Annotated in this window: 10 protein-coding genes; 1 reads left to right on the top strand and 9 read right to left on the bottom strand. The window is 62.7% G+C overall.

The annotated features are described in order from the left end of the window. Window positions 1–10 precede the first annotated feature (10 nt). The 9 genes from odhB to AC0L2H_RS18120 form a co-directional block, all read right to left on the bottom strand. Window positions 11–1,306 carry a 2-oxoglutarate dehydrogenase complex dihydrolipoyllysine-residue succinyltransferase gene (gene odhB, locus AC0L2H_RS18160; protein WP_473591484.1) on the bottom strand — a complete coding sequence of 432 codons (1,296 nt, stop codon included), beginning with the start codon at window positions 1,304–1,306 and terminating at the stop codon, window positions 11–13. A 50-nt stretch (window positions 1,307–1,356) separates the two neighbouring features. Then, window positions 1,357–4,344 (bottom strand): 2-oxoglutarate dehydrogenase E1 component, encoded by a 2,988-nt coding sequence (locus AC0L2H_RS18155; RefSeq protein ID WP_473591483.1) that lies wholly within the window; start codon window positions 4,342–4,344, stop codon window positions 1,357–1,359. A gap of 147 nt (window positions 4,345–4,491) precedes the next feature. Next, a complete protein-coding gene (sucD, locus tag AC0L2H_RS18150; protein WP_473591482.1) occupies window positions 4,492–5,394 on the bottom strand; it encodes a succinate--CoA ligase subunit alpha in 903 nt (300 codons plus the stop codon). A 49-nt stretch (window positions 5,395–5,443) separates the two neighbouring features. Beyond that, window positions 5,444–5,815 (bottom strand): cupin domain-containing protein, encoded by a 372-nt coding sequence (locus tag AC0L2H_RS18145; RefSeq protein ID WP_473591481.1) that lies wholly within the window; start codon window positions 5,813–5,815, stop codon window positions 5,444–5,446. Between the two features lie 136 nt (window positions 5,816–5,951). Beyond that, window positions 5,952–6,503, bottom strand: a complete 552-nt coding sequence (locus tag AC0L2H_RS18140; protein WP_473591480.1) for a hypothetical protein — start codon at window positions 6,501–6,503, stop codon at window positions 5,952–5,954. Window positions 6,504–6,511: 8 nt separating this feature from the next. After that, a complete protein-coding gene (gene sucC, locus AC0L2H_RS18135; RefSeq protein WP_473591479.1) occupies window positions 6,512–7,705 on the bottom strand; it encodes an ADP-forming succinate--CoA ligase subunit beta in 1,194 nt (397 codons plus the stop codon). A 35-nt stretch (window positions 7,706–7,740) separates the two neighbouring features. Then, window positions 7,741–8,709, bottom strand: a complete 969-nt coding sequence (mdh, locus tag AC0L2H_RS18130; RefSeq protein ID WP_097575642.1) for a malate dehydrogenase — start codon at window positions 8,707–8,709, stop codon at window positions 7,741–7,743. Window positions 8,710–9,023: 314 nt separating this feature from the next. Beyond that, complete coding sequence (zapE, locus tag AC0L2H_RS18125; protein WP_473591478.1) at window positions 9,024–10,226, bottom strand: cell division protein ZapE; 1,203 nt, start codon at window positions 10,224–10,226, stop codon at window positions 9,024–9,026. A gap of 47 nt (window positions 10,227–10,273) precedes the next feature. Further along, window positions 10,274–10,819 carry a protease inhibitor Inh/omp19 family protein gene (locus tag AC0L2H_RS18120; protein ID WP_473591477.1) on the bottom strand — a complete coding sequence of 182 codons (546 nt, stop codon included), beginning with the start codon at window positions 10,817–10,819 and terminating at the stop codon, window positions 10,274–10,276. 270 nt (window positions 10,820–11,089) lie between these two features. Between AC0L2H_RS18120 and AC0L2H_RS18115 the strand changes: the two genes are divergently transcribed. Continuing rightward, window positions 11,090–12,100, top strand: coding sequence for an MBL fold metallo-hydrolase (locus AC0L2H_RS18115; protein ID WP_473591476.1), 1,011 nt, complete (start codon window positions 11,090–11,092; stop codon window positions 12,098–12,100). Window positions 12,101–12,125: the final 25 nt, after the last annotated feature.

The raw sequence follows: 12,125 nt of genomic DNA, 5'->3' as shown, positions 1-12,125 counted from the left end.
TCAGCTCCGCTCACAAATCGAGCACCAGGCGCTCTGGATCCTCCAAGCTTTCCTTGACGCGGACCAGGAAGGTCACCGCTTCCTTGCCGTCGACGATGCGGTGATCGTAGGAGAGCGCCAGATACATCATCGGCCGGATCACGATCTGGCCGCCGACCACCACCGGCCGCTCCTGGATCTTGTGCATGCCCAGAATGCCCGACTGCGGCGCATTGAGGATCGGCGTCGACATCAGCGAGCCGTAAACGCCACCGTTGGAAATCGTAAACGTGCCGCCTTGCATGTCCGCAACCGAGAGCTTGCCGTCGCGCGCGGCGAGGCCCAGCCGGCCGATGTCCTTCTCGATCTCGGCGATCGACATCAGGTCGGCGTCGCGCACGACCGGCACGACGAGGCCTTTGTCGGTGCCGACGGCAACGCCGATATGGGCATAGTTCTTGAAGATGATGTCGGTGCCGTCGATCTCGGCGTTGACGGAGGGGATTTCCTTCAGCGCATGGGTGACGGCCTTGGTGAAGAAGCCCATGAAGCCGAGCTTCACCCCGTGCTTCTTTTCGAACACGTCCTTGTACTTGGTCCGCAGCGCCATCACCGCTGACATGTCGACCTCGTTGAAGGTGGTCAGCATGGCGGCGGTCGACTGCGCTTCCTTGAGCCGCCGCGCGATGGTCTGGCGCAGCTTGGTCATGCGCACGCGCTCCTCGCGGGCAGCATCGTCACCCGAGGTCGGCGCGCGCGCAGCGACAGGGGCCGCCTTTGGCATCTCGGCCGGTTGCGACGGCGCGCCCCTGGCGATCGCGTCGAGCACATCGCCTTTCAGCACCTGGCCGCGCTTGCCGGAACCCGGGACCTGATCGACCGCGAGATTGTTCTCGGCCAACAGCTTGGCGGCCGACGGCGCCGGCGGCATGGTGCGCGCCTCGATCGGGCCGGCGTCACCGGCGATCCTGGCGGTCTCGGCCGCTGCCTGCTTGACAGTGGACGCGGCATTCGGCGACGAGGCCTGCGACACAGCCTGCTGCTTCTCTGGAGCGGCCTTGGCTTCGGGTGCCGCCGCCTTGGCGCCGTCGCCCGCCGAAATCATGCCGAGCAGCGCACCGACCTCGACCGTTTCGCCTTCCTTGGCGGCGATCTCGCTCAGCGTTCCCGCGCCGGACGCCGGCACTTCCACCGTCACCTTGTCGGTTTCGAGTTCGACCAGCGGCTCGTCGGCGGCGATCGCGTCGCCCACCTTCTTGAACCATTTGCCGATGGTCGCCTCGGTGACGGATTCGCCGAGAGTGGGAACGCGGATTTCGGTAGCCATTGTGCCTGTCCGTTCTGTCTCGTTTGAGGTTCTATTCGCCCAATTCTGTTCTATTCACCGAGCGCGTCTTCGAGCAAGGCGGCAAGCTGGGCAAGATGCTTCGACATCAATCCGGTCGCCGGCGACGCCGCGGCCGGCCGGCCGGTATAGCGCACCCGCTGATGCTTGGCGTCGATATGCGCCAGCACCCATTCCAGATACGGATCGATGAACGACCAGGCGCCCATGTTCTTGGGCTCCTCCTGGCACCACACCATCTCCGCATTGCGGAAGCGCGACAGCTCGGTGATCAGCGCCTTGGCCGGGAACGGATAGAGCTGTTCGACGCGCAACAGGTAGATGTCGTTAATGCCGCGCTTCTCGCGCTCCTCGTAGAGGTCGTAATAGACCTTGCCCGAGCACAGCACGACACGGCGGATCTTCGAATCCTTGACGAGCTTGATCGCCTGGCCGGACAGCAGCTGGGCATCGTCCCACAACAGCCGGTGAAACGCGCTTTCGCCCGATATCTCCGGCAGCGTCGACACCGCCCGCTTGTGGCGCAGCAGCGACTTCGGCGTCATCAGGATCAGCGGCTTGCGGAAATCCCGCTTCAATTGCCGGCGCAGGATATGGAAATAATTAGCCGGCGTCGTGCAATTGGCCACCTGCATATTGTCTTCGGCGCAAAGCTGCAGGAAGCGCTCGAGGCGGGCCGAGGAATGTTCGGGACCCTGGCCTTCATAGCCATGCGGCAGCAGGCAGACGAGGCCCGACATTCTCAGCCACTTGCGCTCGCCCGACGAGATGAACTGGTCGAACACCACCTGGGCGCCATTGGCGAAATCGCCGAACTGCGCTTCCCACAGCGTCAGCGCCTTCGGCTCGGCCAGGCTGTAGCCATATTCGAAGCCGAGCACGGCCTCTTCCGACAGCATCGAGTTGATGACTTCGAAGCCGGCCTGCGCGGCCGACAGATTGTTGAGCGGGATGTAGCGGGTCTCGTCGCGCTGGTCGTAGAGCACGGAATGGCGTTGCGAGAAAGTGCCGCGCTCCGAATCCTGCCCGGACAGCCGGATCGGGTTGCCGTCGAGCAGGATGGCGCCGAAGGCCAGCGCCTCGGCCGTCGACCAGTCGATGCCTTCGCCCGACTCGATCGCCTGGCGGCGGTTCTCGAGGAAGCGCAGGATCGTCTTGTGCGCCTCGAAATCCTTCGGCACCTCGGTCAGCTTCTTGCCGATCTCCTTCAAGGTCTTGACCGGCACGGCGGTCTTGCCGCGCCGCTGCTCGTCCTGGTTATCGGCCGAGCGCAGGCCCGACCATGCGCCGTCAAGCCAATCGGCCTTGTTCGGCTTGTAGTGCTGGCCGACCTCCCATTCGGACTCGAGATGCGCCCGCCAGTCGGCCTTCATCTTGTCGAATTCGGCCTGGGTGATGTGACCTTCGGCGATCAGCCGGTCGGCATAGATTTGCACCGTCGTCTTATGCTTGCGGATGTTGGCGTACATGATCGGCTGGGTGAAGGCCGGCTCGTCGCCCTCATTATGGCCGAAGCGGCGATAGCAGAACATGTCCACCACGACAGGCTTGTGGAACTTCATGCGGAACTCGATCGCCACCTTGGCGGCGTGGACCGTGGCTTCCGGGTCGTCGCCATTGACGTGGAAGATCGGCGCCTCGATCATCTTGGCCACATCCGATGGATAGGGCGAGGAGCGCGAGAAGCGCGGATTGGTGGTGAAGCCGATCTGGTTGTTGATGATGAAATGCAGCGTACCGGCGACCCGGTGACCGCGCAGGCCCGACAGGCCGAGGATTTCCGCGATCACGCCCTGGCCGGCAAAGGCGGCGTCGCCATGCAGCAGCAGCGGCAGCACCTTGGCGCGCTCTTCCAGCGGCACGATCTCCTCGCGGCTGCGGCCGAACAGATAGTCCTGCTTGGCCCGCGCCTTGCCCATCACCACCGGATCGACGATTTCCAGATGCGAGGGATTGGCGGTCAGCGACAAATGCACCTTGTTGCCGTCGAACTCGCGGTCCGACGAAGCGCCGAGATGGTACTTCACGTCGCCCGAGCCCTCGACCTCGTCGGGGGCGGCCGAGCCGCCCTTGAATTCGTGGAAGATGGCGCGGTGAGGCTTGGCCATCACCTGGGAGAGCACGTTCAGCCGGCCGCGATGCGCCATGCCGAGCACGATCTCCTTCATGCCGAGCTGGCCGCCGCGCTTGATGATCTGTTCCAGCGCCGGGATCAGCCCTTCGCTGCCATCAAGGCCGAAGCGCTTGGTGCCCTTGAACTTGACGTCGGCGAACTGCTCGAACCCTTCGGCCTCGACCAGCTTCTGCAGGATCGCCTTCTTGCCGGTGGCGGTGAAGGTGATCTCCTTGTCGGCGCCCTCGATGCGCGCCTGGATCCAGGCCTTTTCCTCGGGATCGGAAATATGCATGAACTCGACGCCGAGCGTCGAGCAATAGGTGCGGGTCAGGATGTCCAGCATCTGCCGGATGGTGCCGAATTCGAGCCCGAGCACATTGTCGAGGAAGATAGGCCGGTCGTAGTCGGCTGATGTGAAGCCGTAATTCTCCGGCGACAGCTCGTTATAGTCCTCGAGCGGCTTGGCGATGCCGAGCGGGTCGAGATTGGCGTGCAGATGGCCGCGCATGCGATAGGCGCGGATCATCATGATGGCGCGCACCGAATCGCGCGTCGCCTGGTGCACGTCGGCATCGGAAAGCACGGCGCCGTTGACGACCGCCTTCTCCTTGACCTTCTTCTCCAGGTGCTTTTCGACCAGGCCCCAATTGCCGTCGAGCGCCGACACCAGCTCGCCATTGGCCTGCATCGGCCAGGACGGCCTGGCCCAGGAGGCACCCTCGGCGTTCTTGCGGACATCGCCGGCATCGTCCTTCAGCGCCGCGAAGAAATCCTGCCATTCGGGGTTTACCGATTCGGGATCGTCCTCATAGGCCGCATGCAGCGCCTCGATATAGTCGGCATTGCCGCCATACAGGAAAGAGGTAAGCGAAAACTGGTCGTTGGCCTGATCTTGTCTTGCCATTTTGTCTGCGGAGCCTGGCTCCGTCTCCTTTTCAGGGTGAATAGTGAATAGTGAATGGTGAATAGTCAGCCGAAATTTGGGAACTCCCTTCGCTTCGCATCGCTACTCACCCGTTCTTGCCATTCACTATTCACCATTCACTATTCACTAACCCTTGATCGCCTCGACCAGGGTTGTGCCGAGCCTTGCCGGCGACGGCGAAACCTTGATCCCGGCCGATTCCATTGCCGCGATCTTGTCCTCGGCGCCGCCCTTGCCGCCGGAGATGACCGCGCCCGCATGGCCCATGGTGCGGCCGGCCGGCGCCGTGCGGCCGGCAATGAAGCCGGCCATCGGCTTGCTGCGGCCGCGTTTGGCCTCGTCCTTGAGGAATTGCGCGGCGTCTTCTTCTGCCGAGCCGCCGATCTCGCCGATCATGATGATCGACTTGGTCTCGTCGTCGGCGAGGAACATCTCCAGCACGTCGATGAACTCCGTGCCTTTGACCGGATCGCCGCCAATGCCGACGGCGGTGGTCTGGCCGAGCCCGACATTGGTGGTCTGGAACACAGCTTCATAGGTAAGCGTTCCCGAGCGCGAAACAACGCCCACCGAGCCCTTGCGGAAGATGTTGCCCGGCATGATGCCGATCTTGCATTCGTCGGGCGTCAGCACGCCCGGGCAGTTGGGGCCGATCAGCCGCGATTTGGAGCGGTCGAGCCTTGCCTTGACCTTGACCATGTCCATCACCGGAATGCCTTCGGTGATGCAGACGATCAGCGGGATCTCGGCCTCGATCGCCTCCAGGATCGCTTCGGCCGCACCCGCCGGCGGCACATAGACGACCGAAGCGTTGGCGCCCGTCTTGGCCTTGCCTTCGGCCACGGTGGCGAAGATCGGCAGGTTCTCGCCCTTGGCACCGGTCCAGGTCTCGCCACCCTTCTTGGGATGGATGCCGCCGACCATTTTCGTGCCGTGATAGGCCAGCGCCTGTTCCGTGTGGAATGTGCCGGTCTTGCCGGTCAGGCCCTGCACCAGCACCTTGGTGTTCTTGTTGACGAGAATGGACATGGTGGTCCTTTTTACAAACCGTTGATCGAAGAAGGCTGCGCGGTCATGGTCAGAGCCGCTTCAGTTCGGCGACGGTGAGGTCGCTCTTGGCATTGCCGGTGTTCAGCGTCGTCGCCGGCTCGAACATCAGCACGACCGGCTGTTCGGTGAGCGAGCGCGGCCGGTGCTCGACGCCGCGCGGAACGACGATGAAATCGCCCTCGCCCAGCTCGACCGGACCGTCGCGGAAATCGATGGCGATGCGCCCCCGCAGCACGAGGAAGGCCTCGTCCTCATTGTCATGCGCGTGCCAGTCGAAGATCTCGCCGAACTTGGCGACCTTCGCCTGGCTGTCATTCACGTCGCCGGCGATATGCGGATCGAAGACCTTCTTGATCTTCGCGTCCGCCGCCTCGACGAGGTTTATCTTGCGCGGAGGCATCTTCTATCGACCTTTAGCCACTTGCGGATTCAGGCTGGGCATTGCGTTTCTCCCGTGAACGACAGCGCCGACCGATCGGCCCTTAGCCTCATGCGTCGGGATTGATGGCCCGAGACGAGCGATAGCGCTGCGACGATCATTGCGGACCAGCCAGATGGTTGGGAGCAGTGACATAGAGCCGAAATTCTCCGCTGAATTCCTCATTCACCCGTGGCTTACCGATGACCATGACAAGACGGCAATTCGCAAGCTTGTAGTCGGAAGCCAGGCATTCCTCACTAGTAGCGAAGCCATGCAGATAGAACTTACTCGCCGCGCCGACCTCCTTCTCCACTTCGACAAGACTTTGCGATTGAACGAAGCTGTCGAATTCCGACATGTGAGCCGTTTCGCCAGAAACTACGCAAAGATTCATAGGCTTATTTCGGTCTGGATCGGCAGGACTCAAGACAACAAATGGGGCCGTGAAAGGTGTGGGCGAGGCGCGATCAAACGTTTTCCTGTTATGACCATGGGAGCGCATCGAAAGCCCGTTCTCAAGAGCCAATAATTCGCTTTTTGCCAAATCTCCATCGGACGCAACGCATACTTTCTTATAAAGGACAAAAGCATCTGAAATCACTTCGGCATGCGATGGAACGGCCAGACAGCCAAATCCGATTGCACACAGAAGCCGGAGCGAGATCATCGACCGCCTCAGCCCTTCACCGCCGCCACGATCTTCTTGGCCGCGTCATCAAGATCGTCGGCCGAAACGACGTTCAGCCCGCTGTCGTTGATGATCTTCTTGCCGAGCTCGGCATTGGTGCCTTCAAGCCGCACCACCAGCGGCACTTTCAGGCCGACTTCCTTGACCGCGGCGATCACGCCTTCGGCGATGACGTCGCACTTCATGATGCCGCCGAAGATGTTGATCAATATGCCCTCGACCGCCGGATCCCGGGTGATGATCTTGAACGCCGCCGTCACCTTCTCCTTCGACGCGCCGCCGCCGACATCGAGGAAATTGGCGGGTTCGGCGCCATAGAGCTTGATGATGTCCATCGTCGCCATGGCGAGGCCGGCGCCGTTGACCATGCAGCCGATATTGCCGTCGAGCGCGACATAGGCGAGGTCGTATTTCGACGCCTCGATCTCCTTCTCGTCCTCTTCGGTGGTGTCGCGCAGTTCCAGCACGTCGGGGTGGCGGAAGAGTGCATTGTTGTCGAATGACACTTTGGCGTCGAGCACGCGCAAATGCCCGTTCTTCATGACGATCAGCGGGTTGACCTCGAGCAGACTCATGTCTTTCTCGACGAAGGCCTTGTAGAGCAGCGGAAACAGCGTCTCGCCGTCCTTGGCCGCGTCGCCGTCCAGGTGATAGGCTGCGTTGATCTTTTTCACGTCGCCGGCGGTGACGCCTTTTTCGGGATCTATTGCCAGCGTGATGATCTTTTCCGGCGTGTCATGAGCGACGCCCTCGATGTCCATGCCGCCTTCGGTCGAGACGACGAACGCGATACGGCCGACCGAACGGTCGACCAGCAGCGACAGATAAAGCTCGCGCTCGATATCGGCGCCGTCCTCGATATAGAGGCGGTTGACCTGCTTGCCGGCCGGGCCGGTCTGCTTGGTGACCAGCGTATGCCCAAGCATCTCCTTGGCGTTGGCAACGACCTCGGCCACCGACTTCGCCAGCCGCACCCCGCCCTTGGCATCGGCGGGCAGTTCCTTGAACTTGCCCTTGCCGCGGCCGCCGGCATGGATCTGGCTCTTCACCACATAGAGCGGGCCGGGCAGCGCCTTGGCGGCGGCTTCTGCCTCGCTCGCCTCGAACACCGGCACGCCGTCGGCCACCGGTGCGCCAAAACCCTTCAGCAGCGCCTTGCCCTGATACTCATGGATGTTCATGGCTTACTATCTCCGGGTTACTTCGAGGCGAGATCTCACTTTGTGGAAAGATGTGGGGCGATGTTGACGCAGGCCTCGGTCAGGCCCTGCACCGCCGCTACCGAACTGTCGAACATCTTCTGCTCGCTCTTCGAAAGCTCGATCTCGATGATGCGCTCGACACCGCCGGCGCCGATCACCACGGGAACGCCGACATAGGTGTTTTTCACGCCGTACTGGCCGGAGAGATGCGCCGCGCACGGCAGCACACGCTTCTTGTCCTTGAGATAGGCTTCGGCCATCGAGATCGCCGAGGCGGCCGGCGCGTAATAGGCCGAGCCGGTCTTGAGCAGGCCGACGATCTCGGCGCCGCCGTCGCGGGTGCGCTGCACGATCTGGTCGAGCTTTTCCTTCGAGGTCCAGCCCATCTTGACGAGGTCGGGCAGCGGAATGCCGGCAACCGTCGAATAGCGGATCATCGGCACCATGGAATCGCCATGGCCGCCGAGCACGAAGGCGGTGACGTCCTCGACCGAGACCTTGAATTCCTCGGCCAGGAAATAGCGGAAGCGCGAACTGTCGAGCACGCCGGCCATGCCGACCACATGCGTCTTCGGCAGACCGGAGAATTTCTGCAGCGCCCACACCATGGCGTCGAGCGGATTGGTGATGCAGATGACAAAAGCTTTTGGCGCGTATTTCTTGAGACCGGCGCCGACCTGTTCCATGACCTTCAGGTTGATGCCCAGGAGGTCGTCGCGGCTCATGCCGGGCTTGCGCGGCACGCCGGCGGTGACGATGCACACGTCTGCGCCCTCGATGCCGGCATAGTCGTTGACGCCGGTCAGCCTAGAGTCGAACCCATCGACCGGCGACGACTGCGCGATATCGAGCCCCTTGCCCTGCGGAATGCCCTCGGCGATATCGAACAGCACCACGTCGCCGAGATCCTTGAGGCCGATCATGTGAGCGAGCGTGCCACCGATCATGCCCGAGCCGATGAGGGCTATCTTGTTGCGTGCCATGTCAGGATGTTTTCCCTTTGTCTGTGACTGCGCCCAAATCTTAACGACTTGATGACGGCGTGAGGAAGAGGCCGGTATGCAGCGGAGAACCCGCGAGAATTAGCCGCACCCAATAGCTCCGGCTCGGAAAATATTCAATCGATTATTTTCGAGTGAATAATTTCAATCGGTTAGAAACAATGGGAATTACGTAAACGTCAAAATTCGTAAGCCGACTTGAGAAGTTTTACACAATGATCATGAAAATCAGAAGGCGGTTTCCGGGTGATGACGCCCTTGTGATGCGGGAAGCGGGCGGAACCGCATAGGGAGGCTCAAGCCTGTGCCTGCCGCGTTTCCGCCGGCGGCGTCCGCGCCTTCTGCCGCTCCGCCCAGTCCTCCAGCCAATCGCGGCTCTGCATCTCGATCAGCCGCGACGCCGTACGCTCGAACTCGAACACTTCATTGCCGCGCTTGGCGGTATAGAGCTCAGGCGGCGCAGCTTCGGCACTCACCACCAGCCGCGCATGATGATCGTAGAGCGTGTCGATCAACAGGATGAAACGTTTCGCTTCGTTGCGTCGGCCTTCGCCAAGCACCGGCACATGATCGATGAAGATGGTCGAGAAGCGAGCTGCGAAGGCGAGATAATCGCGGGCGCCGAGCGGCTTTTCGCAGAGATCGGCGAAGGAGAAGCGCGCTGCCTCGCCGGCGGCGGCGGGCACCACCACCTGCCGGCCCTTCACCGTCAGCGTCGTCCCGGCCGTCGGCCTGCCACGCGTCATCGCCTCCCAGGCCGCGTCGAGCGCGGCATCGGCGGTGGCATCCGCGGGAGTGATGTAGACCGGCATGCGGCTGAGCTTGTCCAGCCGGTAGTCCTTGTCGGCGTCCAGCGCCAGCACATGCGCGTGCCGTTCCAGCATGCCGATGAACGGCAGGAAAAGCTGGCGGTTCAGCCCATCGCGATAGAGATCGTGGGGCGCGACATTGGAGGTGGCGACCAGCACCACGCCATTGGCAAACAGCGCCGAGAACAGCCTGGACAGGATCATCGCGTCGGCGATGTCGGTGACGGAGAATTCGTCGAAGCACAGCACCCAGGCTTCCTCGGCCAACTTGCGGGCCACCGGCGGGATCGGGTCGTCCTCCTTGACGTCGCCATTCTTGCGCGCCTGCCGGTGCTTCTGGATGCGATCCTGCACATCGGCCATGAAGTCGTTGAAATGCACGCGGCGCTTGCGTCGGACCGGCACCAGTTCGAAAAACATGTCCATCAGCATGGTCTTGCCGCGGCCGACGCCGCCATGGATGTAGAGGCCCTTGACCGCCTCATGCGTCTCGCGCTTGCGGGCGAACAGCCAGCCCAGCGCGCTCGACTTGTGCGCCAGCCGCTTGGCCGAGATCTCGTCGATCAGCCGGTCGAGCGCGGCTGTGATCCGCTCCTGCGCCGGATCGCGCTCGATCGCGCCTGATACGACCAGATGGTCGTAGCGCTGCCGGACGGTCGCATGGGTCTGGAGGCCGTCACGCAGATGCATCGGTCACGTCGTTCTGGAAGAATTCCAGGAAAAGGAGCGGGTCTGCTTTACCTTGTAAGCGAGATCGGCAAACCGTTGGAAGTCTGGCCGTCGAATTTCTCTCCACCCGAGGAATAGAGTCGTGCCAGCGTGCCGCCGCTTTCATCGTAAAGCGTCAGCTGCTTGCCGGCGACGCTCCAGGATTTGATGCCGTCGATCGGCGCCGGGCAATGCAAGGGTCCGGCGCGATAGCCGGAACCGAATTTGGTCTGTGGCGTCGCCACCTTGCAGCTCTGGCCGGACACGCTGGCGTTCCAGACGCCGGCGACGCTGGCCGCGGTCAGATCCGGAGCTCCGGCCGGCGCCGTTCCATCCGCCGGCAGCGAGGCGACCTGGGTGTTTGGCGCCGTCGGCGCGGTCGGAAATTTCGACGGATCGGCGGTGCCGGGCGATGCCGGCGGCGGCAACTGGTTCGCGGTCACCTTGCCGGCGGGCGCGGCTTCCAGCGGCGCCGGCTGCTGCTCGTCCATCGATGAGAAACGCGAGGTCGTGCAGCCGCTCGCAACGAGAGCGGCAAGCGATACGGCCAGGAGGCCTGCCTTCGAAAAATTCATTCCAACCTCCGTCGGGTCCGGCCGGGCTGCCGTCCGCACAAATTCCACCCCGCAACAAGACGGAGAAGGTGGCGAAATTTCAACCCGATATGGTTAAAATACAGTTTGCAGCAAGATTTGTTGCTAAATTATCACGATTGAGACGCTCGGCACTGGCAAAGAGCCAATCCGTTCGTCGCGAGCGTCGAGTTTCGGCTCTCGCGGCAAATGCTTGCGCCAAGCGGCTTCGGCACTATCTCTGCTAAAATCGAACCTGCCGGAGCCGAACCCTTGGCCGCGAGAAAGAGAGCCGCCAATCGCTACTACAGCGGCCCGCCCAGCGATCATTTCGACGGCACCTTGTTCTTCAATCCCAACGGCAAGCCGCCCGCCCGTTTTTCCGACCTGCTGAAATGGCAGCTGGGCGGCGACCGCTCGAAATGGCCGGCAGCGCAGCCAAGCCCGTTTCATCAGGCGAGGCCGGCCGAGCGCGTCGATGGCGCCGGGCTGCGGCTGACCATGGTCGGCCACTCCTCGCTGCTCATCCAGACCGCCGGGCTGAACATTCTCACCGACCCGGTCTGGTCGCCGCGTGTCTCACCGCTCTCCTTTGCCGGGCCGAAACGGGTCAATCCGCCAGGCATTGCCTTTTCCCATTTGCCGCCGATCGACCTCGTGCTGGTCAGCCACAATCATTACGACCATCTCGACCTCGCCACGCTCAGGCGCCTGAAGGCCAGGCACGACCCACTGGTGCTGACGCCGCTCGGCAACGACGCCGTCATCGATCAGGCCGTGCCTGGCATGCGGCTGTCGGTGCATGACTGGGGCGACCGGGCCGATATCGCAAACGATGTCGCCATCCATGTCGAGCCGGTGCATCACTGGTCGGCGCGCGGCGCGCGCGACCGGCGCATGGCGCTGTGGGCCGGCTTCGTCGTCGAGGCTCCGGCCGGAAAGATCTATTTCGCCGGCGACACCGGCTTTCATGACGGCGCAAATTACCGGCTGATGGCCGAGAAACATGGCGGCTTGCGCCTCGCCATCCTGCCGATCGGCGCCTACGAGCCGCGCTGGTTCATGGCGCCGCAGCACCAGAACCCGGAGGAGGCGGTGCAAGGCATGAAGCTTTGCAACGCTACCCATGCCGCCGGCTGCCACTGGGGCACGTTCCAGCTCACCAACGAGCCGATCGACGAGCCGGCCCGGAAACTGGCCGAGGCGCTGGACGCCGAAGGCCTGCCGCAGGACTGCTTTCGCGCCTTGCGGCCCGGCGAAGTCTGGGACGTGCCGGCGGTCTAGGAAGGAACCCAAATCGCCGAAACGC

The sequence above is a fragment of the Mesorhizobium sp. WSM4871 genome, assembly GCF_055811295.1.
This window is presented reverse-complemented; position numbering and strand designations above follow the sequence as displayed.

Coding starts and splice junctions, on each gene's coding strand:
- AC0L2H_RS18145 (WP_473591481.1), bottom strand. CDS start 5,815: ATGCCTCCGCGCAAGATAAACCTCGTCGAGGCGGCGGACGCGAAGATC.
- AC0L2H_RS18155 (WP_473591483.1), bottom strand. CDS start 4,344: ATGGCAAGACAAGATCAGGCCAACGACCAGTTTTCGCTTACCTCTTTC.
- sucD (WP_473591482.1), bottom strand. CDS start 5,394: ATGTCCATTCTCGTCAACAAGAACACCAAGGTGCTGGTGCAGGGCCTG.
- sucC (WP_473591479.1), bottom strand. CDS start 7,705: ATGAACATCCATGAGTATCAGGGCAAGGCGCTGCTGAAGGGTTTTGGC.
- odhB (WP_473591484.1), bottom strand. CDS start 1,306: ATGGCTACCGAAATCCGCGTTCCCACTCTCGGCGAATCCGTCACCGAG.
- zapE (WP_473591478.1), bottom strand. CDS start 10,226: ATGCATCTGCGTGACGGCCTCCAGACCCATGCGACCGTCCGGCAGCGC.
- mdh (WP_097575642.1), bottom strand. CDS start 8,709: ATGGCACGCAACAAGATAGCCCTCATCGGCTCGGGCATGATCGGTGGC.
- AC0L2H_RS18140 (WP_473591480.1), bottom strand. CDS start 6,503: ATGATCTCGCTCCGGCTTCTGTGTGCAATCGGATTTGGCTGTCTGGCC.
- AC0L2H_RS18120 (WP_473591477.1), bottom strand. CDS start 10,819: ATGAATTTTTCGAAGGCAGGCCTCCTGGCCGTATCGCTTGCCGCTCTC.